Consider the following 23,500-nt stretch of genomic DNA (forward strand, 5'->3'; position numbering starts at 1 on the left):
GAGTCATGACGGTGGTCCCTTTCGCTCCCACCGGAGTACGGACCCGTCGGTATGGCACGTCGCCGAAAGCGCGGTGGCACCGTCGGTGGGCCGGAATCGGTTCATCGGCGAATTCGGCGCGTACGGCGCGGCGTTGGGCGTACTCGAAGCCTTTCCCCGTTGGATGGTGAGTCGTCTCCGTTCGGGAGTCGCTCATCTTTCGGAAAGGACGGGTGGAATAGATGACGGTACGCCCGGGGAGACATGGGCCGGTAGGTGGTATCGCATCACCGAGGTGGATTCGGCCGGTCCGGCGCACCACTCTTGTACCCCCGGAGCCCGTGCCGCGCGACCCCTGGAAAGAAGGGGCTCGCGCCCCGGTTCACGCCCCCCTCTGGTGGAATCTTTCTGAAAGAGCGTACAGAAAAAGGCGCCTCAGGCATTCAATGAGTGGGGGGCGGTTTGAAAGCACGGAAGAGCCCTTCACGCATGGGGCAGAAACCGTAAAGGACGACAAAAGATGACATATCCGCCCCCACTGTTCGACGATCTGGACCGCAAGATCGTCGCGGCACTGGTCGCCAATGCCAGGACCAGCTTCACGGAGATCGGCGCCGCGATCGGGCTCTCGGCCTCGGCGGTCAAACGCCGTGTCGACCGGATGCGGGAGACCGATGTGATCACCGGCTTCACCACCACTGTGCGCCCGGCCGCCCTCGGCTGGCGGACCGAGGCGTATGTCGAGGTGTACTGCGACAGCGCCGCACCACCCCGGCGCCTCGCGGAGGTCGTGCGCAACTATCCGGAGATCATCGCGGCCATGACGGTGACCGGCGGCGCGGACGCCCTGCTGCATGTCATGGCCACCGATGTGGAGCACTTCGAGGAGGTGCTGGAGCGCATCCGGGCCGAACCGTTCGTCCGCCAGACGATCAGCTACATGGTGCTGTCCCACCTGCTCACGGGCAGTCCGGAGGCCGGTTCGGCGCCACCCGCCACCGCGACGCAATGAACCGCCGCGAGACAGCCTCAGCACGCAGCATCGGTGCGCCTACACGCAGTTTTCCATTCTTGTCTCCCCTCTCCTCCGTTTTCTACCGTTGATTCATCCCCCCCGGTCGCCCGCGGAAGCGAGAGGAATCCTCCGTGTCCCTTACGCGCGTGCCGCGCCCCAGGCGCTTCTTGACCTGTGCCCCCAGATATTTCGATGTGCGGTATGCCATCAATCCCTGGATGCGTGAGGACACCGAGGTCGATACCGACCTCGCCCGGGCGCAATGGGAGACGCTGATCCGCGCCTACCGCGACCACGGCCATCGGGTCGAATTCATCGAGCCGGTGGCGGGGCTGCCGGACATGGTGTTCGCGGCGAACTCGGCCCTCGTCCTGGAGGGCCGGGTCTTCGGCTCGCGATTCCACGCACCGCAGCGCCGGCCGGAACAGCTCGCCTACGAACGGTGGTTCAAGGCCAACGGTTTCGACGTCCATCCGCCGGAGTCGGTGTGCGAGGGCGAGGGCGACCTGGTGCCGGCCGGGCCCTTCGTCCTGGCGGGCACGGGCTTTCGCACCACCCGGGCGGCCCACCAGGAGGTGCAGGAGTTCTTCGGGGTGCCGACCATCAGCCTGCTGCTGGTGGACCCGTACTTCTACCACCTGGACACCGCGCTGTTCGTCCTCGACGACCAGAACATCGCCTACTACCCGGAGGCGTTCTCGCCCGGCAGCCGTGAGGTGCTGGAGCGGCTCTACCCCGACGCGCTGATCGCCACCCGCGACGACGCCATGGCCTTCGGGCTCAATTCCGTCTCCGACGGCCGCCATGTCTTCGTCGCCCCCCGGGCCACCGGCCTCATCGACCAGCTCACCGACCGCGGTTACGTCCCCGTCCCCGTCGACCTGTCGGAACTGCACAAGGCCGGCGGGGGCATCAAGTGCTGCACACAGGAGATCCGCTGATGACCGCCACCATCCCCACCGCCTCCGGTTCCACCGCCGCCGCGGCGGACGGTGCCCGCGCCGCCCGCTCCTCGCGGGAGCTGATCCGCGCCGAGGAGTCCTCGCTCGCGCACAACTACCATCCGCTGCCCGTGGTCGTCGCCCGCGCCGAGGGCACCTGGGTCTGGGACGTCGAGGGACGCCGCTATCTGGACATGCTGGCCGGCTACTCGGCGCTCAACTTCGGCCACCGCCATCCGGCGCTCATCGAGGCGGCCCACCGCCAGCTCGACCAGCTCACGCTGACCTCGCGGGCCTTCCACAACGACCGGCTGGCCGGGTTCGCCGAGGGGGTGGCCGAGCTCACCGGGCTCTCCATGGTGCTGCCGATGAACACCGGCGCGGAGGCGGTGGAGAGCGGCATCAAGGTCGCCCGCAAGTGGGCGTACGAGGTCAAGGGCGTCGCCCCGGACCAGGCGACCATCGTGGTGGCGGCCGACAACTTCCACGGCCGTACGACGACGATCGTCGGCTTCTCCAGCGACCCCGTCGCCCGCGACGGCTTCGGCCCGTTCGCCCCGGGCTTCCGGGTCGTGCCGTACAACGACCTCGCGGCGCTGGAGGCCGCCGTCGACGAGACCACGGCGGCGGTCCTCATCGAGCCCATCCAGGGCGAGGCGGGCGTCGTCATCCCCGACGACGGCTATCTGCGGGGGGTGCGCGAGCTGACCCGGCGCACCGGGACGCTGTTCATCGCCGATGAGATCCAGTCCGGCCTGGGCCGCACCGGCACCACCCTGGCCGTCGAGCACGAGTCGGTGCTGCCGGATGTGCTGCTGCTCGGCAAGGCGCTGGGCGGCGGCATCGTGCCGGTGTCGGCGGTCGTGGCCGACCGTGCGGTGCTCGGAGTGCTGGGCCCCGGCGAGCACGGCTCCACCTTCGGCGGCAATCCGCTGGCCGCGGCGGTCGGCTCGGCCGTGGTCGACCTGCTGCGCACCGGCGAATTCCAGCGCCGCGCGACGGAGTTGGGCGAGGTGCTCGAGGCCGGGCTGGCCAGGCTGACCGGCAAGGGCGTTGTGGGCTACCGCTGCCGCGGGCTGTGGGCGGGTGTCGATGTGGACCCCGCCCTCGGCACCGGGCGCGAGGTGAGCGAGCGGCTGATGGCCGAGGGGATCCTGGTCAAGGACACCCATGGGTCGACGATCCGGCTGGCACCGCCGCTGACCATCACCCGTGAGGAGCTGGCGGGGGCGCTGGCGGCGCTGGAGAAGGTGCTCGGCTGAGCGATTGATCGAAAGCAACGAGGAGCGCCGGGCCGCATTACGTTTCATACGGCCCGGCGCTTCGTCATGTTCAATCCGCGCGCAGATTCTTTTTCAGCGACCCTGTCGCGGTGCCGCGAGAACGCCGGATCGCAGATAACGCCCAGGTCACGGCGGCCTTTTCGAGTTTTTATGTACGTTGTTGAGCATTCCACTGTTCCCGATCGCACGGTGTGGAACACTTCGTGTCATCTCGCCGGGTGGACCTGACGGGAAGTTGACGGTTCTCGCAGGTCGGCGCGGCGGAGAAGGCAAACGTCATGGTGCGGAAAGGAGTTGCGGCTGGAGTGGACGGTGAGCCGGTCACGGTGACTGCCGCATACCGGGTGGACCCCGGCCGCGAAAGCGAGTTCTATGCCTGGGCGATCGAGATGCTCAATGCCGCGGCAAAGCTTCCGGGATATCTCGGAGGCGGGGTCATGGGATCCGGTTCGGCCTCCTCCGAGTGGCATGTCCTCTACCGGTTCGAGGCGGAAGGCCCGGCACGGGCATGGGATTCCTCGCTGGAACGTGCGCGATTGGCATCCCGGACCGGGCCCTTCGTCCAGGAAAAGGGAACACAGCGCACCTCGGGGCTGGAGAACTGGTTCAAGGGGCCGGTACGGCCGCTGCCGCCACCGCCCAAATGGAAGCTGTGGCTGGTGAATCTGAGTGCGGTGTTCCCTCCGGTCCTCATCTTCAATGTGCTGGTGATCCCGTTCATCAAGGACACCAATTTCCTGCTGCGGACCCTGGCTCTGTGTCTTGGTGTGACCGCGATGGTGACCTGGCTGGTCATGCCACGGCTGCAGCGGATTCTGAAGAAGTGGCTCTACCCGCCGCTTCAGTCGATACGAGGACGTCACAGGCGGATGGCGGCCGACGGCCCGCGCGCTCGCCGGTAGGTGGGCGACGCGCCGCGGCCCGACGACCGGGGCGGGTGATCCCCGGCCGGTTTTCTCATCGCAAGGAGGCAAATCCGGATGGAATCGCTGAGGACACTCCTCGTCGATCATCACGACTCGTACACGTACAACCTCTTTCATCTGCTGACCGAGGTCAACGGCGAGGAACCGGAGGTGCTTCTCCATGACGCGCCGGAATGCGCGGACATCGATCTGACCGCGTTCGACAACATCGTGCTCTCCCCCGGCCCCGGGCATCCGGCCGATCCACGGGACTTCGGCGCCACCGCCCGGCTGATCGAGCGGTCGACCATTCCGGTGCTGGGAGTGTGCCTGGGGCACCAGGGAATCGCGCTCGGCGCCCAGGCGCGGGTGGTGCCCGCGCCCGAACCGAAGCACGGGCATCTGTCCCGGATCAAACACGGCGGGCGCGGGCTGTTCCGCGGTCTGCCGCAGGACTTCACGGCCGTTCGCTATCACTCGCTGTGCGTGGCCGAGCCGCTGCCGCTGGGGCTGCAGGGCATCGCCTGGTCCGAGGACGGTGTGCTGATGGGGGTGCGGCACCGGGCCCGTCCGCTGTGGGGCGTCCAGTTCCACCCGGAGTCGGTGCTGACCGGATACGGCCACCGCATGCTCAGCAACTTCCGCGATCTGACCGTCGAACACGCCAACGGGGAGTCGGTGACCTCGACCGTCGCCCCCGCCTCCGCCGAGGAGCCGCGCCGCGCCCGTACGGCGGCCGAACCGGCCCCGGGGTCTTCCGCCGCGCCGGGCTCCCCTCAGGCCCCGGAAGCGGACCCCCGAGCGGAGCCGGCGCGGCTCGGCCCCGACCCGGGCGCCCCGGCGCAGACGCCCCCGGAAGGCCCCGCCTACCGGCTGCACGCCCGGTGGCTGGCCGATGCCACCGACACCGAGGCGGCCTTCACCCGGCTGTACGCGAAGGCGCCGCACGCGTTCTGGCTCGACAGCTCGCGCGCCGAGTCCGGCGAGGCGCGCTTCTCCTTCCTCGGGGACGGCACGGGCCCGCTCGCCGAGTTCGTCCGCTACGACACCGACACGGGCGTCTGCGAGGTCGAGCGGGCGGGACGGCCCGCCGCCCGGATCGAGGGCAGCGTCTTCGACTACCTCAAACGGGAGCTGGCCCGCCGCCGGGTGACCGCCCCCGGTCTCCCCTTCGACTTCACCGGCGGCTATGTGGGCTACTTCGGCTACGAGCTCAAGGCCGACTGCGGCTCCCCCGGCCGCCACCGGTCCGCCACTCCGGACGCCTGCTGGCTCTTCGCCGACCGGTTCGTCGCGGTCGACCACCAGGAGGGCGTCACCTACATCTGCTGCCTCGCCGAGGACACCCCCGACGGCCACCGGGAGGCGAAGGACTGGCTGGACACCACCGTGACCGTGCTCAGCGGGGTGCCGACGCTCACCGGCCCCGCCCCGCAGCCGCCCGCCCTCGCCACCACGGCCGCCGTGGAGCCCTGGCTGGTGCGGGACCGGGAGCGGTATCTGGCCTCGATCGAGGCGTGTCTGCGGGAGCTGCGCGCCGGGGTGAGCTATGAGATCTGCCTGACCAACGCCGCCTGGCTGCCCGCCCCCAGCGACAGTTACGCCTTCTACCGGGCCCTGCGGCGGTTCAATCCGGCCCCGTACGCCGCCTATCTGCGGTTCGGCGGCACCGATGTGGCCTGCGCCTCCCCCGAGCGCTTTCTGCGCATCACCTCCGACGGCACCGCCGAGGCCAAGCCGATCAAGGGCACCGCCCCGCGCGGTCAGGACCCGGAGCAGGACGCGCGGGCGCTCGCCGCCCTCGCCTCCAGCCCCAAGGCCCGCGCCGAGAACCTGATGATCGTGGACCTGCTCCGCAACGATCTGGGGCGGGTGTGCGCACCGGGCAGCGTGTATGTGCCACGCCTGATGAACACCGAGACCTACGCCACCGTCCACCAACTGGTCTCCACCGTGCGTGGCCGGCTGCGCCAGGAGACGACCGCCGTCGACTGCGTCCGGGCCTGCTTCCCGGGCGGCTCCATGACCGGCGCCCCCAAGCTGCGCACGCTGGAGATCATCGACTCGCTGGAGACCGAGGCCCGCGGTGTCTACTCCGGGGCGCTCGGCTACCTCAGCTGCAACGGCGCGGCCGACCTCAACATCGTCATCCGCACGGCCGTGTTCACCGGCGGCCGGATGCACATCGGCGCGGGCGGCGCCATCGTGCTCGATTCCGATCCGGCCGAGGAGTACGAGGAAATGCTGCTGAAGACCGCTGCCACCATGCGTGCCTACAAGGCCGTGGAGCCCGTCCCCGCCGGGGAGCCAGCCGGGGAGATGGACGACCTGCTCGTGGCCGCCGCCGCGGCGCCACCGGCCCCCGCGGCGAAGGAGCCCGGCCGGTGACCGCCATGACCGCCCTATCGGTATCCACCGTTTCGGTGTCCGCCCCGTCCATGCCCACCGGCCCCACGGTCTCCGCCAATATGGCCGCGCATCTCGCGGCGCTCGCGGACCGCCGCGGCTGGTCCGGCCGGGCCGCCTTCTTCGAAGGCCACCAGGTCTGGACCCACGGCGAGGTCCACGACCGCGCCGAGCGCGCCGCCACCGTGCTGGTGGGCCGGGGGGTGGCGGCCGGTGACCGGGTGCTGCTCGCGTTACCCGACGGCATCATGTGGGTGACCACCTTTCTGGCCGCCGCCCGGCTGGGCGCGACGGCGGTACTGGTCAATCCCGCGCTCACCGCCGACGACCACCGCTTCATGGCCGAGGACTCGCGCGCCGCGCTGGCCGTCTCGGGCCCCGATCTCCAGGACCACTTCGAGGGCGTCCCCTGGCTCGGCGCCGACCAGCTCTCGGCCCTGACCGGCCCGCCCGCCACCCTGGGCGCGGCGGCCCCGGCCCCGGCGGCGGAACCGGTGACGGCCGCCACCCCGCTGTACATCCAGTACACCTCCGGGACCACCGGCCGCCCCAAGGCGGTGACCCACAGCCATGGCGATGTGGCCGCCTATCACGATCTGGTCGGGCAGGAGGTGCTGGACATCGGCCCCGCGGACGTGTCGTTCTCGGTGTCCAAGCTGTTCTACGCCTACGGCTTCGGGAACGCCTTCGCCTTCCCCCTCTTCTCGGGGTCGGCCGCCGTGCTCACCGCGGACCGCCCCGGACCGTCCCTCATCGACGACCTCGTGGCCCGGCACCGGGTGACCCTGCTGTACTCGGTGCCGTCCTCGTACGCCGCCCTGGTGGACGAGCGCGGCACCGGTCACACGGCCTGCTTCGCCTCCGTCCGCGCGGCGGTCAGCGCGGGCGAGGGGCTGCCGCCCGCCCTCGGTGAGCGGGTCGGTGAGCTGCTCGGCGCGCCGGTGCTGGAGCAGATCGGCTCCACCGAGGCGGGCCACGCCTTCTGCGCCAACACGGTGTGGGACAACGTGCCCGGCACCCTCGGCCGTCCGGTGCCGCGCTTCGAGCTGGAGTTACGGGACCACGAGGGCGCCGTGGTGGCGGACGGCGCCGACGGCACCGCCGAGGGCGAGCTGTGGGTGCGGGGTCCGACGGTGGCCACCGGCCGCCCGGGGGACGGCGGTTGGCTCGCCACCCGGGACCGGGCCCGGCGCGAGCGCGACGGGACCTATCGCCATCTGGGCCGGGTCGACGACCTGGAGATGGTCGGCGGGATCACCGTGTCGCCGCTGGAGGTCGAGGAGGTGCTGCGGCAGCACCCGGCGGTGCGGGAGGTGGCGGTGGCGGCCGTCCCCGACGAGCGGGGCGCGACCCGGCTGCGCGCCTATGTCGTACCGGCGGCCGACCCGGGTGTCGTACCGGCGGCCGGCTCGGCCGGCTCGGGCGGCCGGGCGGCCGACGAGGAGACGCTGACAGCCGAGCTGATCGCGCTGGCCCGGCGGCGGCTCGCCGCCTACAAGGCGCCGCGCACCGTGCGCCTGGTGACCTCGTTGCCGCGCACCCCGACGGGAAAGCTGCGGCGCCATGTCGTCCGCACGGGCCGCTGGTGACGCGCCGCGGGCCCAACGACCGCGCCCGAGCGCACGGCCTCCCGACCGACTTCGAACGATGAGGACCTCGATATGTTGCAGCGGCTGCTCCCCGAGCGCGGGTTCTATCTGGGGCTGATGTTCCAGGAGGCCGCGGCCCGCCACGGCAGGGTCAGGGTGACCCTGGACCGGCCACTGGACGTCGCCCCCGACGCCGGAACCGACCTCGGGTACACCGATCTGGCCGATCTGGTCGACGACCTGGCCGCCCGGCTGTGGTCGGCGGGGGTCCGCCCGAGCGAGCATGTGGCGATCCTCAAGGGCGACAACGTCGACATCGTGCTGCTGACCTGTGCCGTCTCCCGGATCGGCGCGGTCCCGGCGCTGCTGTCGCCCTCGCTGGACGGACAGGTGGCCGCGGTGCTGCTGGACCGGCTGCACGCCCCCTGGCTGATCACCGACCGGGCGACGCTGGAGTCCACGCTGAGCACGGTGGACACCACTCTGGCCCGGGGCGTGCTGACGGTGGACGAGGCGCCCGGGAACACCACCGCGCTGGCCGCGCTCGCCGGAGTGCCGCGCCGCCCGGCCATCCGGCTCCATCCCGGTGAGCCCTCGCTGATCACCCACAGCTCGGGGACCACCGGCATACCGAAGCTGGCCGTGCACTGCCCGCACACCATGTGGAACCGGCTGGTACCCCAGCAGGCGCTGGGCCGGGCCACCCGCCGTGAACCGGCCGCGCTCCACATGTCGTTCGCGCACTCGCGCTTCTACCATCTGCTGGGTGTGCTGCTGCACTTCGGCAGCCCGCTGCTGCTGCTCGTCGATCCCGACCCGGCCCACGCCGGCCCGCTGCTGGCGGCACACCGCCCCGGCATCGTCGAAACGCATCCCAACACCTATGTGCTGTGGGAGGACCTGGCCGACGCGCCGGACGGGCCGCTGTCCAACGTCCGGGCGTACGGCTCCACCTTCGACGCCATCCACCCCCGTACGGTACGGCGGCTGCTCGCCGCCTCCCGGCGCCGCGATCCCCGGCTGATGCAGTTGTACGGGCAGAGCGAGACCGGGCCCATCGCCTTCTGCTGGTACACCCGGCGGGGCGCGGACCGGGTGCGGGCGCGGCGGGTGGGCACCGGCATCCCCGGCTTCACCCGGATCCGGGTGGTGGACGAGCGGGGCCGCACCTGCCCGCCGGGGGCGACGGGGGCCATCGAGGCCCGCACCCGCGGCCGGATCCTCACCTATCTCGGCGCGCCGGAGAGTTACGCCCGGCAGGTGGACCGGGGCTGGTGGCGGATGGGCGACATGGGCTACCGCGACCGGTGGGGCGCGCTGTATCTGCTGGACCGTGAGGTGGACCAGATCTCCACCGTGGACAGCAATCTGGAGGTGGAGGACGAACTGCTGTCGCGGATCGCCGACCTCCGGGAGGTGGTCATCGTCCACGGTCCGGAGCGGGAGCCGGTGCCGGTGGTGTGCACCCGGGGTGACCAGCCGCTGGACCCCGCCCGCTGGCGGGAGGCGACCGGGGATCTTCCGGCGCTGGCCGAGCCGGTGCAGTGCCGCTTCGAGGATCTGCCGCGCACCGGCACCTGGAAGATCAAGCGGCTGGAGATCGCCCGGCTGCTCGCCGCGGGTGAGCTGCCCACCCTGTCCACCGCCCCGGTCGGTGGCTGACATGGCGGCGCGGAAGGAGAGCGGGCCGGTTCTGGTGGTGGGCGCCGGGCCGGTCGGGATGACGGCGGCGCTCACCCTGCGGGCCGCCGGGCTGCCGGTCACGGTGCTGGAGGCCGGGGCACGGGACCGGGTACGGCCCGGCAGCCGCGCGCTGTTCGTCCACCGCCGGTCGCTTCGGCTGCTGGAGCGGGCCCGCCCGGGGCTGGGCGCGCGGATCGCGGCGTACGGGACGACCTGGCACACCCGGCGCACCCTCTACCGCGGCCGTGAGGTGTTCGCACGGACCTTTCCTCGGGCCGCCGGAGACGGGGGCTACGAAGACGAGATTTCCGGAGACGGGGCTTCAGGAGACGGGGCCGCGGCACTGCCCGCGTTCACCAGCCTGCGTCAGGTGGACACCGAGCGGTTCCTCTTCGAGGCGTGCACGGAGGCGGGCGTGGAGTTCCGCTTCGACGCCGAGGTGCACGGGGTGCGCTCGGACGGCGACGAGGTGACGGTGACCGCGAAGGACGGCGGAAGCTGGACGGCCGGCCATGTGATCGCCGCCGACGGGGCCCGTTCGGGGGTGCGCGGGGCGCTGGACATCCCGCTGGAGGGCACCCGGTCCGAGGGATATCACGTGGTCGTGGACGTGGCGGAGCCGGCCGGCGGGGACCTGCCGGTCGAGCGGGTCTTCCACTACGAGCACCCCGGCACCGGCGGCCGCACCGTACTGCGGGTGCCGTTCACCGGAGGCTTCCAGATCGATCTGCAGTGCCGCGCGGACGATCCGCCGGAGTCCTTCGGCACCGAGAAGGCGGTGCGCCGCTGGCTGCCCCGGCTGGTGGGCGAGGACTGCGCGCACCGGGTGCTGTGGGTGTCGCGGTACCACTTCGTGCGCAAGGTGGCCGCGTCGTTCGCCGATCCGTCGGGCCGAGTGCTGCTGGCGGGTGAGGCCGCGCATCTGTTCCCGCCCTTCGGGGCCCGCGGGATGAACAGCGGGATCGCGGACGCCGTCGCGGCGGCCGAGGCCGTGTCGGCGGCATGCTCCGAGCCGTCGCGGGGACCCGCGGCGGTGGCCGGGTACGCCGCCGCCCGCCGGAGCGCGGCCCTGCACAACAGCGAGGCCGCCGGGGCGGCCCTGGACCATCTGCGGCCCCGGCCGTGGAAGCGGGCCGCCCAGCGCGCGGCGGCGACTCTGGCCCCGGTGGTCCCCCGCTGCGGGGAGTGGCTGGAGCGCGCTCCTTACGGCCCCCGGGGCGGCCCGGCGCGCGGCTATTGACCGGCATTCCAGCGAGCGCGGCTAGGAATCCGGCCGGGCACCGCGCACCGGACACCGGGCCACGCACGGGGAACACGGGGCAGCACGCATCGGACATCGGAAACACCGGAAGCTTCGGACAACATCGGGACGGAGACGTGGAAGCGGACATGGTCGCTGCACAGAACATCGGTCACGCCGACGCGTCGGACCAGAAGCAGTGGACGCTGATGTGGCGCGAGGACGGCGGGCTGATGCCCTCCCGGGCGGTGCCGGACGCGGCACTGCTGGCCGCCGATTCCTGGCTGGTCGACGACGGACGGGTGCGCGGGCTCGACCACCACCGCCGCCGGTTCGTCGCCGCGTGTGTCGAGGCGTCCGGTGACTCCCCCGCCCGGATCGAGAGCTTCTGGCGCGAGGCGATCGCCGCCCTGCCCCGTACCGAGCGCTGGTTCCCACGGGTGGAGCTGGCCGGTCCGGAGCCGGCCCGGCTGTTCCTGCGGATACGCCCGGCGCCGCCGCGGACGGCCAATGTGACTGTTTGCCTGACCGAGGAGTTCGATCCGCGGTCGTATCCCCGCCGTAAGGGCCCCGACCTCCCCCTGCTGGCCCATCTGCGCGAGCGGGCCGCCGCCCGGGGCGCGCAGGAGCTGATGCTCACCACCCCCTCCGGGCTGGTGCTGGAGGGGACGACGGCGAGCGTTCTGTGGTGGGAGGACGACGTCCTGTGTCTGCCGCCCCCGGGGCTTCCGCTGCTGGCGGGCGTGACCTCGGCCCTGATCCAGGACCGGGCGGCCGAGCTGGGCGTCCGCACCGAGCACCACAACCGCACCGTGCAGGAGCTGGACGGCCGTGAGGTGTGGCTGGTCAACGCGGTGCACGGAATCCGTCCGGTGACCGCCTGGCTGGGCCGTCCGCTGCGGGCGGGCCCGGCGCTGCGCGCCGGCTCCTGGCAGTCCTGGCTCGACGGCGCTTCCGATCCCCTGGTTTCGACGAACGGAGTTCACCGATGACGACGACCACCCCGGCCCGCACCACCGCCCGGCTGGATCTGAAGGGCCTCGCCCCCGAGGTCTCCGCCGCGATGGGCGAGCTGCACCGGGCGGCCGTGCGGGCGGCGCAGGCGGCGGGGGTCGAGCCCGAACTGCTGGAGCTGGTGCGCATCCGCGCCTCGCAGCTCAACGGCTGCGCCTTCTGCCTGGACATGCACACCAAGGACGCCCGCGCCCAGGGCGAGACCGAGCAGCGGATCCACACCCTCGGCGCCTGGCGGGAGACCCCGTTCTTCACCGAGCGGGAGCGGGCCGCGCTCGCCCTGGCCGAGGCGGTGACCTCGGTCCAGGACGGCCAGGTGCCGGACGAGGTCTACGCGGCGGCCCGCGAGGTGTTCGACGAACCGCAGGTGACGGCGGTGATCTGGGCCGCCGTCGTGATCAACGCCTACAACCGCACGGCGATCAGCGCACGGATGGTGCCCGGCGCCTATCAGCCCGCCCCGCGCTCCTGACCCCGACACCGGTGCGAGCGCGCGCCGGTGTCAGCACTCGCTGGAGGCCAGACCATGAACACCCACGGACCGCGACGCGTATTCGGGCCGCGTCCGCCCCTGCCCGGGCGTCCGGCCAGGGGTCCCAATCCGCTGCGCCGCCGGACGGACCGGATCCAGTCCTGGTGCACCGTGCTGTTCGTGCTGATCCTCGCGGTCGGGCTGCCGGCCGCCTCGATCAGCGCGGGGTACGCGGCGCACGCCTCCCAGATGCGCGTCGTGGCCGCCGAGACCTCGGCGCGGCACCAGATCACCGCGCGGCTCGCCGAGGCCCCGCCCGGACCGGACCACTCCGATGTGCGGGAGCCGCGGCAGGCGCGGGTGCGCTGGGTCGCCGATGACGGTGAGCGCCATACGGGCACCGCCACGGTGTCGGGCGGCGGCTCGGGGGGCGAGGTGCGGGTCTGGGTGAACCGCGAGGGCACTCTGGCGCAGGCGCCCTCCTCCCCGGCGACCGCGCGGACCATGGGCTGGTTCACCGGCTGTGTCACCGCCGCGGCGGTGGCCGGGGCCGCGTTCACGGGGCGGGCCCGGGTCCGGCGGGCCCTGGACCGCAGGCGATACGCGCGATGGGAGGCAGAGTGGAAGGTGGTGGAACCCGCGTGGTCCGGCCGGAACCGCCGCTGAGCGGGGCTCCGGCCGCCTCCACGGGGGTGCGCCGCCACCAGAAACGGCCACAGGCCGCCAGAAAGCGGCCACAGCCACCAGAAGCCATCAGAGGCAGAAGCCATCAGAGGCGGCCGCCAGAAGATGAGGAGCAGGCCATGTCGCACACAGTGGAGTGGAGGGTCCATCTCTACCTCTCCGAGGACGAGGGGCGGACCACGGCGCGCGTCGAGCTGGACACCGGGTCCGCGGCGCTCACCGGCCGGGGACTGGCCCGGTGCAACCCGGACGACGAGGACGTGCCCGTGATCGGCGATGAGCTCGCCGCCGCGCGGGCGCTCAGCGACCTGGGGCAGCAGCTGGTGCACGCCGCCGAGCGGGACCTGGAGAGCGTGGGCACGCCCCCGGCCTCGCGCAGGCCGCGGCCCGGCTACGGCTGGATCGCCTGAGGAGCCGGACGCGACCGTAGTACGGACCTCGGGGGCGAGGTCGGCAGGCGCTGACGGCCTCGGCGAAGGCTGGAGGAACGGAGCGGAAATCCCACCGCGCCAGCGCTGGCCATTATTTATGAATACATCTTGACAGCCCGTTTGGCACCCCCGGACGATGAACCGGTCTCTCATCGCCGAGCCGCCGACCGCGGGGAGCCCCCTGTGACGCTGTCGCCGCATCTGCCGGACAAACTGACCATCTCGCTGTGGGACTTCAGCTGGTACACCCGCACCGGCCCGGGCGAGCCCTTCGCCGACCTCGACCGCGCCTTCGAGGAGGCCGTGACGCGCGGCTACAACACCGTGCGCATCTGCGCCATGCCGTTCCTGCTCTTCGGCTCCCGGCTCGACACGGGCAAGCTGCGGCCGTCGGGCCTGGGCGGCGCGTACGGGCAGCGGATGCGCTGGTACGACGTGGGCGGCGGGGGCGAGATCGACGGACGGGCCTGGCTGCGCGAGCTGTTCGAGGCGGCCCTGCGCCATGACTGCTTCGTCATCCTCTCGAGCTGGGAGTACCAGCAGAGCCCGTCGTTCGGCGAGGACCGCGCCTGGTTCGACGCGCTGATGGCCGTCGATCCCGAGCGGCGCCCCGAGGCGCTCGCGGACGCGCTGGCCGATCTGATCGACTTCCTGGTGATCCACGGCCTGGACGACCGGATCGCCTTCACCGAGCTGCACAACGAGGTCCAGGGCAGCCGGCTCACCGAGGGGCTGGAGGGCCAGGACAAGGTCGTCGCCCTGCGCCCGCGGCTGGAGCGGGGCATCGCCCGCTTCAAGGAGCGCCACCCCAACCGGCCCGTCACGGTCAACTACGCCAAGGTGCCCGTCGGTTCGCTGCGCGGGGTCCCCCGCGAGGTGGATGTGGCGGTCTTCCACCCCTACGTCTACGGGGTGCTGGACGAGCTCCTGGCCACCTTCGCCATACGCGACCGGGGCCGCCCCTTCGCCCAGGAGCCGGTCCGCCGGGAGCTGCTGCGACCCGGCGCCCCCGATCTGGCCGACTGGACTCCTCCGCCCGGCGATCGCTGGCGGCTGGAGGCCACCACGGTCGGCCCCCGGGAGATCTACGTCCACGACTGGTGCGACCCCGACCGCTGGGACGCCTGGCTGTACGACCGCTATGCCATGCACCGTCTGGCGATGGAGCAGCGGCTGACCACCTGGATCGAGGCGGCCGCGGACTGGGCGGCCGGGAGCGGGGTCCCGCTGGTCTTCGGCGAGGGCTGGATCGGCTACACCCCGCTGCACGGGACCTTCGAGGAGGGCCCGGTGGGGGCCGCGTTCTGCCGCCGCGCCGTCGAGGAGTCGGCGCGGGTGGGGGCGTGGGGCGCGGTGGTGTGCTCCAACGCGGCGCCCCAGCACCCGATGTGGCAGGACATCGCGCTGCAGCGGGAGTGCAACGCGGTGCTGCGCGGCTGATGCGCCCGGCCGTCGGCCGCTCCGGTGACGATGACGCACGTGATGACGCACGCCATGAGGGCAGGCGTTCCGCCAGGACCTCGCGCGCCGCTGGAGCCGCGCTCGCACCGGTAGCCGCCGCCCCCAACGGGTACGCACATCACGTTCCCCTTGGCGGTGACGGCGAAAGGGCCCGAATGTGACGACGTCCCCAGCGGATCCCAGAGAGCGTGCCGCCGGGCGGGCCCCGCGCCGTGCGCTGGTGGCCGGTTCGGTCGGCAATTTCATCGAGTGGTACGAATTCGGTGTCTACGGCTTCTTCGCGACGATCATCGCGGCGAACTTCTTCACCCCGCACGGCGGCAACGAACTCGAGGGCTTGGTCAAGACCTATGCCTCCTTCGGGATCGCGTTCTTCTTCCGCCCCATCGGCGCCGCCGTCTTCGGCAGGATCGGCGACCGGATCGGCCGCCGGCCCACGCTGATCCTGGTGCTGCTGCTGATGACCGGCGCCACGACGCTCATCGGGGTGCTGCCCACCTACGACACGCTGGGCGCGGCCGCGCCCTGGCTGCTCACCCTGTTGCGGATCCTCCAGGGGCTGTCCGCGGGCGGGGAGTTCGGCGGTGCGGTGTCGATCATGACGGAGTTCGCGCCACCGGGCCGGCGCGGGCTCTACGGGGCGTGGCAGTCGTTCACCGTGGCGCTGGGGCTGCTTGCCGGGGCCGGTGTGGCGGCGCTGCTGGCCACGGTGATGAGCGAGGAGTCGCTGGGCGACTGGGGGTGGCGGTTGCCGTTCCTGGCGACCCTGCCGATCGGGCTGGTCGCCCTGTGGCTGCGGCTGAGGCTGGAGGAGACCCCGTTCTTCCGCGCGGCGGCGGACGGGGAGACCGGCACCGCGCCGGGCCCCGGGGCACCGTCCGCCCCACCGGAGCGGGTGGCGGACCCGCGTGAGATGGCCGGGGCCATCGTCATGGGGGCCGCGCGCATCATGGGCTGGGCGGCGGCCGGTTACACCTTCCTGGTCGTCATGCCCTCGTATCTCCAGGCCACCTTGAACGCCACCTTCCAGCAGGCGCTGGTCGCCACCGTGGTGGCCAACGCGGGCTTCGCGCTCTCCATCCTCCCGGCGGGCCTGCTCAGCGACCGGATCGGGCGGCGGCCGGTGATGCTGACCGGGGCCGCGCTGGTGGCGGTGCTGGCATTCCCGCTGCTCAATGTGTTGCAGGAGCCGGGCAGTTCGGCGTGGGTCCAGGGAGCGGCGGTCTTCGTCGCGGGCGCGGTGGTGGGCCTGATGGCGGGGCCGGGTCCGGCCATGCTCGCCGAGATGTTCCCGACCCGGGTCCGCTACACGGGCCTCGGGCTGGCGTACGCGCTGTCCAACGCGGTGTTCTCCGGATGCGCGGGGCTCATCATCACCGAGGTGATCAAGCACACCGGCGAGGTCGACATCCCGGCCTACTACGTGACGGTGACCTGCGCCATCAGCGTGCTCGCGCTGTTCACCCTGCGCGGGGAGGACCACCGCGGCGCGCTGCCCGAGGTGGCGCGGGCGGGGAAGGCGGCCGAGACCGAGGAGGAGACACCATGCGCGTGATCGGCCTGATGTCGGGCACGTCCCATGACGCGGTCGACGCCGCGGCAGCCGATCTGGTGCTCGACGGCGACACCGTGGTGCTGGCGCCGCTGGGGCTGGTCGGCGAGGCGTATCCGGAGGCGCTGCGGTCGGCGCTGAGCGCCGCGCTGCCCCCGGCGGCCACCACCATGAAGGAGGTGTGCGCGCTCGACACCCGCATCGGCCAGGCGTTCGCCTCGCTCGCGGCCCGCGCCGACCGGGAGCTGTGCGAGGGGCGTGCGGACCTCATCGGCTCCCATGGCCAGACGGTGTACCACTGGGCCGAGGGCGGGCGGGTGCACGGGACGCTGCAGCTCGGCCAGCCCGCCTGGATCGCCGAGGCCACCGGCTGCCCGGTCGTCTCCGATCTGCGCACCCGTGACGTGGCCGCGGGCGGCCAGGGCGCTCCCCTGGTCAGCCTGGTGGACGCCCTGTGGCTGCGCGGGCGGCCCGGTGTGTGCGCCGCCCTGAACCTGGGCGGGATCGCCAACATCACGGTGGTGTCCAGCGCCGGCGATCCGCTGGCCTTCGACACCGGCCCGGCGAACGCGCTCATCGACGCGGCGGTGGGTGATCTGACGGGCGGCCGGCTGGACCATGACGCGGACGGCGCCATGGCGGCGCGCGGCACCGTCCACGAGCCCCTGCTGGAGCGGCTGCTGGCCGAGCCGTACTATGCGCTGCCCGCGCCCAAGACGACCGGCAAGGAGCTGTTCCACGGCTCCTATCTGCGGGCGGCTCTGGCCGCCGCGGGCCCGGTGCCGGACGATGACGTGGTCGCCACCGTCACCGAGCTGACGGCCCGTACCGTCGTTGACGCGGTGCGGTCGGTGCACGCCACCGAGGTGATCGCCTCGGGCGGCGGCACCCGCAACCCCACCCTGATGGGGGCGTTGCGCCGGGCGCTGGGCACCATCGCGCTGCGGACCTCCGATGAACTCGGCCTTCCGGCCGCGGCGAAGGAGGCGTACGCCTTCGCCGTCCTCGCCTTTCTGACCGCCCATGGACTGGCCGGTACGGCGCCGAGCTGCACCGGCGCCCGCCATTCCAGCGTGCTGGGGTCGATCACCCCGGGGCGCCGCGGCCTCACCCTGCCCGCACCGGGCCGGCCGGCGCCCACCCGGCTGGAGATCTTCCGCCGCTGAGCGGGCGGCGGCGCATGACCGGTAAAGGGGATGTCGGCATCGGCCCTACCCGGGGTACGTTGGGAACGGTCGGCTATAGAAGGGGCGAACGTGGGTAAAGACCCCACGAGTTGCCGACGGGGGGCCGACGGGGGGACGGGGGCACGTGGCGGAATCCGGAATGGGTGTGGGCTTAAGAGGCCGCAGCGGGATCATCAGTCTGGTCGGAGAATGTCTCAGGCTGGGTCCCACGGACGAGCGGCCGGTGATCATGCTGCTGGGGCCGCGCGGCAGTGGGGCCAGCGAGGCCCACGGCGCGCTGATGGAGAAGTTCGGGCCCGAGACACCGTTCGCGTATATCAATCTCGGCGGTGAGCAGTCGCTGCTGCCGCGGTACGCGCTGGCGCTGATCGCCCGCCAGCTCGAGCGCAAGCTTCCGCGCTACCGCCGCTCCCACTTCCCGCGGCTCACTCTCGGTCTGCTCGCCTCGGACCACCAGTTGCGGATGACGAGCCTGGCGGAGGGGCGGCGCAACATCCGGCGGGAGCTGGACGCGTTCCAGGAGCGGGCGGAGGCGCGCTACGGCGATTATCTCGCCGCCTTCTTCGAGGTGGCCGGAGGCGCCGTGGGCGCCCCCGACGGCGCCTCCACGGCGGCGCTCGCGCTGCTGCGGGACGCGCTGCGGCGCGGCCGGAGGCGGCTGCCGGGCCGCAAGTTCACCAGCAGCGCCGCCTGGTACGGCGGCCATCCGCTGCTGCAGAGCCGGGATCCGTGGGAGGCGCTGGTCGAGCTCAACCTGTGGCGCCATGACGGGGACGAGGACGATCAGGAGCGGCTGGACCGGGTGTTGTTCTCGGCCCTGCTGGCGGACATGCGCGGCAATGTGCGCCACTCGTTCATGCCCCGCTCCTATCTGCTGCTGCTCGACAACTCCCATACGGAGTACGGCCGTCGCTTCCTCGATCTGCTGATCCGGACCCGCCATGACGACGCCGTGGTGGCGGGCACCGACTGCGATCCGCTCACCGTCGTGGCCAGCTCCAACCGGTGGCTGCCCCGCTGGGGCCCGGCCACCGGCGATCAGTGGCCCTGGCGGCTGCGCGGCCCGGACCGGGCCTCCCTCACCGACTGGACGGAGCACCGGCCGGGCCGGGACAGCGATGACACCTGGTGGTATCCGCTGCGGCTGCGCGATCTCAATCTGGACGAGGTGCGCATCCGGGTCGAGCTGGAGCTGCGCCACCACCCCGACCTCGCGCCGTTCACCCGGCTCGCGCCCTTCATCCACCGGCTGACCGCGGGGCTCCCCCGGGCGGTCAGCCAGGTCCTTGAGCTGTTCCGGCATTCGACCGTGCCCACCGAGGACGGCGCCGAGCAGGACCGCTGGCTGCGCACCCTGCCGGACCGTACGCCACGGGAGGGCGAGGACACCCGGACGCTGGTGGAGGCCGCCCTGGACCATCTGCTGCGCGGTTTCGACCCCATGCAGCGGGCGGCGCTGGAGGAGTGCGCCGCGGCGCGCGATCTGTCCATCGGCACCCGGCTGCTGGGCTCGGGCGACGCGCTGTTCGGCGAGGTCCGCGGTCGCTGGCTGCTGCACAGCCCGGGCACCGTGACCCCGGCCCTCCACCCCTGGCCGCGGCGGCTGCTGCTGTGGCGGCTGGCCGCGCGTCCGGACGACTGGGACGCGGTGCACGAGCTGCTGGCCGAGCACTTCAGGTCCGAGGGCCGCACCGTCCAGGAGATGTACCACCGGCTGGCGGCGGAGCGGATCGACGAGGTGACCGGGTATCTGGTGGCGCGCTTCCCGGCGGTGCCCGCGGCGCAGTGGATCAGCGAGTTCAACACGATCACGGCCGCGCCCAACCGGCTGGGCCAGGGCGGCGGGCCGCTGGAGCTGCTCGCCGGCCTCGCCCCGGAGGAGCCCCCGGAGGCGGTCACCACCGCCTCGGTGATCCGGGAGCTGATCACGGTGCGCTGGGTGTGGAGCGATCCGCTGGCCGACCCCGGAATGCGGCTCAACGACATGATCGCCGACGGGTTCAACCAGCTCTCACGACTGCGGAGGAACGACATCGTGGCCCTGTTCAACGAGGCGGAGCGGTACCGCCACTGGCGCCATCCGCTGACGTCCACGAGCGAGGGGTGAGACCGGTGCCGAGACTGGAATGGCCGCTGCACATCGTGCGCCGGGTGGTGATCGGCGTGATCGCCGTCGCGCTGCTCGCCGTGGCGGTCCCCCTCACCGTGAACTGGATCGAGGAGAAGGGGGCGCGGTGCGGCGAGGGCGTCGTCAAGAAGGGCGACGACCACGAGTGCGTCGGTGTCACCGACGGCTCCTATGTCTTCGCGGACCATCTGAAGTCCGTGGAGAAGAAGATCAAGGCGGAGAACCGCCGGGTGGAGGAGAACGCGGGCAAGGAGCCGTACGTCAGCGTCGCCTATATGACCTCCTTCACCCTGACCGACGACGACAGCAACTCCGAGGAGTCGGTCCGCCATGAGCTCGAGGGCGCGTATCTGGCGCAGTACCGGCACAACCTCGGCGATCTCTCCTCCTCCCCCAAGATCAAGCTGCTGATCGCCAATGTGGGGAGCAACGCGGCCCACTGGGAGCACACCGTCGACGAGCTGATCGGCCGGATGGCCCCCGACCGCGACAAGCTGGTCGCGGTCACCGGGCTCGGCCCCAGCACCGAGCGGAGCCTGAGCGCGCTGAGGCGGCTGTCGGACCGCGGGCTCGCCCTGGTGGCCAGCACCATGACGGCCACCAACATAGAGGGCATAAAGGGGTTCGTCCGGGTCTCGCCGACCAATGTGGACGAGGCGTACGCCGCCTCCGCCTATCTGAAGAAGCAGAAGGTCCGTACGGCGGTGGTCGTCCAGGACGCCGCGCGGAGCAACTACTACGCCAAGACGCTGGGTGACGCCTTCACCGAGGTCTTCCAGGACACCAAGGGCCATCGGCTGGTGGCGGACCGGATGACCTATGACTCCTCGGTGCGCAGCGCCTGGGAGAACGAGCTGCGCTATATGCCGGGGCAGCTGTGCGACCAGAAGCCGGAGGTGGTCTACTTCGCGGGCCGCGGCAAACACCTCACCCGGTTCCTGGACTCGCTCGCCAACCGGCCCTGCCAGGAGCGGAAGTTCACCGTCATCACCGGTGACGACACCTCCAATCTCACCGCCAAGGAGCTCGCGCACGCCGCAGAAAGCGGGGTGCGGGTGCTCTACACGGGCCTGGCGCACCCCGACATGTGGCAGCAGGACCCCCTCCATGTCTCCGGCCCATCGGCCCGCCACTTCCAGCCGGGCGGATCGCTGGACAAGTGGTTCCCGGGCGATCCGCGCTACGACGGCCAGGCCATCATGGGGCATGACGCGGTGCTCGCCGCCGCCCATGGCATCCAGATGGCGGCGGGCTGGCAGGGCGAGGTGTCGGGGGACGCGGTGGCTCGGATGTTCCACCAGATGGACGGGCGTCAGCAGGTGGCGGGGGCGAGCGGTTTCATCTCGTTCCAGAACAACGGCAATCCGCGCAACAAGGCCATTCCCATCCTGCACCTCAACGCCAAGGGACGCTCGGAGCTGGTGGAGGTCTCGGCGCCACGGGGCGAGCCGCCCAGGAAGCAGTGACGGTCGGGGGGCGGTGACGGCCAGGAAGCAGTGACGGTCAGGGGGCGGTGACGGCCAGGAAGCAGTGACGCTCAGGCCGCAGTGAGGCCGGGCCCCAGAAAGCGGTAACGGTCAGCCGCCGCCCTGGGGCCGCTCGCCCCCGGCCGTCCCGTCCCCGGTCTTCTCGTCGTCGACGATCTCCGCGTCCACGACCTCCTCGTCGGGCCCGTGGGCCTGGCCCCCGCCGTCACCGGAGGAGCCGGGCGCCGAGCCGCTCGCTCCGCCGTCGGACGGAGCGGACTGCTGGGCCTGGGCGTAGATGGCGGTGCCGATCCGCTGCCCGACGGCGGCGGTCCGCTCGGTGGCCTCGCGGATCGCGTTGGTGTCCTCGCCCTCGAGCGTCCCCTTCAGCTCCGCGACCGCCGACTCGGCCTCCTGCCGGACGTCCTGCGGCACCTTGTCGGCCTGGTCCCGCAGCAGCTTCTCGGTCTGGTAGACGAGCGCCTCGGCCTGGTTGCGGGTCTCGGCGGCCTCGCGGCGCTTGTGGTCCTCCTCCGCGTAGCTCTCGGCCTCCCGCATCATGCGGTCGATGTCGTCCTTCGGCAGCGCGGAGCCGCCGGTGACGGTCATCCGCTGCTCCCGGCCGGTGCCGAGGTCCTTGGCGGAGACGTGCATGATGCCGTTGGCGTCGATGTCGAAGGCGACCTCGATCTGCGGCACCCCGCGCGGGGCCGGCGGAAGACCGGTCAGCTCGAACATCCCGAGCTTCTTGTTGTACGCGGCCATCTCGCGCTCGCCCTGGAAGACCTGGATCTGCACCGACGGCTGGTTGTCCTCAGCCGTGGTGAAGACCTCCGAGCGCTTGGTCGGGATCGTGGTGTTCCGCTCGATCAGCTTGGTCATGATGCCGCCCTTGGTCTCGATGCCGAGGGACAGCGGGGTGACATCCAGCAGCAGGACGTCCTTGACCTCACCCTTGAGGACACCGGCCTGCAGGGAGGCGCCGATCGCCACGACCTCGTCGGGGTTGACGCCCTTGTGCGGCTCCTTACCGGTCAGCTCCTTGACCAGGCCGGTCACGGCGGGCATCCGGGTGGAGCCGCCGACCAGGATCACATGGTCGATATCGGAGGTCTTGATCCCGGCGTCCTTGATCGCCTGGTGGAAGGGGGCCTTGCAGCGCTCCAGGAGGTCCTCGGTCAGCTGCTGGAACTGGGAGCGGGTGAGCTTCTCGTCCAGATGCAGCGGGCCCGCGTCGGACGCGGTGATGTACGGCAGGTTGATCGTGGTCTCGCTGGCCGCGGAGAGCTCGATCTTGGCCTTCTCGGACGCCTCGCGCAGCCGCTGGACCGCCATCTTGTCGTTGGCCAGATCGACGCCGTAGCCGCCTTTGAAGCGGGTGACCAGATGGTCCACGATCCGCTGGTCCCAGTCGTCGCCGCCGAGGTGGGTGTCGCCGTTGGTGGCCTTGACCTCCACCACCCCCTCGCCGATCTCCAGCAGCGAGACGTCGAAGGTGCCGCCGCCGAGGTCGAAGACCAGGATGGTCTGGTCGTTCTCCTTGTCCAGCCCGTACGCCAGGGCGGCGGCCGTCGGCTCGTTGATGATCCGCAGCACCGTCAGCCCGGCGATCTCGCCCGCCTCCTTGGTGGCGGTGCGCTGGGAGTCGTTGAAGTACGCGGGGACGGTGATCACGGCGTCCGTGACGTCCTCGCCGAGATACCCCTCGGCGTCGCGCTTGAGCTTCTGCAGCACCCGCGCGGAGATCTCCTGCGCGGTGTAGCGCTTGCCGTCGACGTCGCCCGTGGCCGGGAACCGCCACCGGTCCTCGCCCACGTGGCGCTTGACCGATCGCGCGGTGCGCTCCACGTTCGTCACCGCCTGGCGCTTGGCGACCTCGCCCACCAGCACTTCGCCGTTCTTGGCGAAGGCCACCACCGAGGGGGTGGTCCGGGTCCCCTCGGTGTTGGTGATGACGGTCGGCTCGCCGCCCTCCAGGACGGATACGACCGAGTTCGTCGTACCCAGGTCAATACCGACTGCGCGGGTCATCTGAACCCTCCTCCCGATCTGCCTCCCAGTATC

18 protein-coding genes are annotated in these 23,500 nt (G+C 71.8%); 17 read left to right on the forward strand and 1 reads right to left on the reverse strand.

Annotated features, from left to right (window positions below; genetic code table 11):
- The first annotated feature begins 499 nt into the window (after positions 1-499).
- The 17 genes from CGL27_RS06820 to CGL27_RS06900 all read left to right on the forward strand — a co-directional run bounded on the left by CGL27_RS06820 (position 500) and on the right by CGL27_RS06900 (position 21,436).
- The gene (locus tag CGL27_RS06820) at positions 500-991 is read left to right on the forward strand and encodes an Lrp/AsnC family transcriptional regulator (protein WP_078638964.1); all 492 of its coding nucleotides are present in this window, start codon (positions 500-502) and stop codon (positions 989-991) included.
- A gap of 134 nt (positions 992-1,125) precedes the next feature.
- Positions 1,126-1,935 carry a dimethylargininase gene (ddaH, locus tag CGL27_RS06825; protein WP_078638965.1) on the forward strand — a complete coding sequence of 270 codons (810 nt, stop codon included), beginning with the start codon at positions 1,126-1,128 and terminating at the stop codon, positions 1,933-1,935.
- Positions 1,935-3,197 (forward strand): ornithine--oxo-acid transaminase, encoded by a 1,263-nt coding sequence (rocD, locus tag CGL27_RS06830; RefSeq protein ID WP_119985276.1) that lies wholly within the window; start codon positions 1,935-1,937, stop codon positions 3,195-3,197. The genes ddaH and rocD overlap by 1 nt, the downstream gene beginning before the upstream one ends.
- Before the next feature lie 326 nt (positions 3,198-3,523).
- Positions 3,524-4,120 carry a hypothetical protein gene (locus tag CGL27_RS06835; RefSeq protein WP_119985278.1) on the forward strand — a complete coding sequence of 199 codons (597 nt, stop codon included), beginning with the start codon at positions 3,524-3,526 and terminating at the stop codon, positions 4,118-4,120.
- 78 nt (positions 4,121-4,198) lie between these two features.
- The gene (pabB, locus tag CGL27_RS06840) at positions 4,199-6,511 is read left to right on the forward strand and encodes an aminodeoxychorismate synthase component I (protein WP_119985280.1); all 2,313 of its coding nucleotides are present in this window, start codon (positions 4,199-4,201) and stop codon (positions 6,509-6,511) included.
- 50 nt (positions 6,512-6,561) lie between these two features.
- The gene (locus tag CGL27_RS06845) at positions 6,562-8,118 is read left to right on the forward strand and encodes an AMP-binding protein (protein ID WP_119994271.1); all 1,557 of its coding nucleotides are present in this window, start codon (positions 6,562-6,564) and stop codon (positions 8,116-8,118) included.
- Positions 8,119-8,190: 72 nt separating this feature from the next.
- Positions 8,191-9,780, forward strand: a complete 1,590-nt coding sequence (locus CGL27_RS06850) for a class I adenylate-forming enzyme family protein (protein ID WP_119985281.1) — start codon at positions 8,191-8,193, stop codon at positions 9,778-9,780.
- 1 nt (position 9,781) lies between these two features.
- Positions 9,782-11,041: an FAD-dependent oxidoreductase gene (locus tag CGL27_RS06855; protein WP_119985283.1), complete on the forward strand. Its 1,260-nt coding sequence runs from the start codon at positions 9,782-9,784 to the stop codon at positions 11,039-11,041.
- 149 nt (positions 11,042-11,190) lie between these two features.
- The gene (locus CGL27_RS06860) at positions 11,191-12,033 is read left to right on the forward strand and encodes an aminotransferase class IV (RefSeq protein ID WP_078638971.1); all 843 of its coding nucleotides are present in this window, start codon (positions 11,191-11,193) and stop codon (positions 12,031-12,033) included.
- Positions 12,030-12,527: a carboxymuconolactone decarboxylase family protein gene (locus CGL27_RS06865; protein WP_119985285.1), complete on the forward strand. Its 498-nt coding sequence runs from the start codon at positions 12,030-12,032 to the stop codon at positions 12,525-12,527. The genes CGL27_RS06860 and CGL27_RS06865 overlap by 4 nt, the downstream gene beginning before the upstream one ends.
- A 54-nt stretch (positions 12,528-12,581) precedes the next feature.
- Positions 12,582-13,193, forward strand: a complete 612-nt coding sequence (locus tag CGL27_RS06870; RefSeq protein WP_119985287.1) for a hypothetical protein — start codon at positions 12,582-12,584, stop codon at positions 13,191-13,193.
- Positions 13,194-13,330: 137 nt separating this feature from the next.
- Positions 13,331-13,621: a DUF1876 domain-containing protein gene (locus CGL27_RS06875; protein WP_119985289.1), complete on the forward strand. Its 291-nt coding sequence runs from the start codon at positions 13,331-13,333 to the stop codon at positions 13,619-13,621.
- 204 nt (positions 13,622-13,825) lie between these two features.
- Positions 13,826-15,082 carry a cellulase-like family protein gene (locus CGL27_RS06880; RefSeq protein ID WP_119985290.1) on the forward strand — a complete coding sequence of 419 codons (1,257 nt, stop codon included), beginning with the start codon at positions 13,826-13,828 and terminating at the stop codon, positions 15,080-15,082.
- A gap of 178 nt (positions 15,083-15,260) precedes the next feature.
- Positions 15,261-16,658, forward strand: a complete 1,398-nt coding sequence (locus tag CGL27_RS06885) for an MFS transporter (RefSeq protein WP_119985292.1) — start codon at positions 15,261-15,263, stop codon at positions 16,656-16,658.
- Positions 16,649-17,821, forward strand: coding sequence for an anhydro-N-acetylmuramic acid kinase (locus CGL27_RS06890; protein ID WP_119985294.1), 1,173 nt, complete (start codon positions 16,649-16,651; stop codon positions 17,819-17,821). The genes CGL27_RS06885 and CGL27_RS06890 overlap by 10 nt, the downstream gene beginning before the upstream one ends.
- Positions 17,822-18,071: 250 nt before the next feature.
- Entirely contained in the window at positions 18,072-19,949 is a 1,878-nt protein-coding gene (locus CGL27_RS06895) for a hypothetical protein (RefSeq protein WP_240450952.1), read from the forward strand.
- A gap of 5 nt (positions 19,950-19,954) precedes the next feature.
- The gene (locus tag CGL27_RS06900) at positions 19,955-21,436 is read left to right on the forward strand and encodes a branched-chain amino acid ABC transporter substrate-binding protein (RefSeq protein WP_119994272.1); all 1,482 of its coding nucleotides are present in this window, start codon (positions 19,955-19,957) and stop codon (positions 21,434-21,436) included.
- Positions 21,437-21,547: 111 nt separating this feature from the next.
- Here the strand turns inward: CGL27_RS06900 and dnaK are convergent, their stop codons facing one another.
- Positions 21,548-23,467, reverse strand: a complete 1,920-nt coding sequence (gene dnaK, locus CGL27_RS06905) for a molecular chaperone DnaK (RefSeq protein WP_119985299.1) — start codon at positions 23,465-23,467, stop codon at positions 21,548-21,550.
- Positions 23,468-23,500 lie beyond the last annotated feature (33 nt).

Source organism: Streptomyces sp. 11-1-2 (assembly GCF_003595545.1).
GTDB classification, from domain to species: domain Bacteria; phylum Actinomycetota; class Actinomycetes; order Streptomycetales; family Streptomycetaceae; genus Streptomyces; species Streptomyces hygroscopicus_B.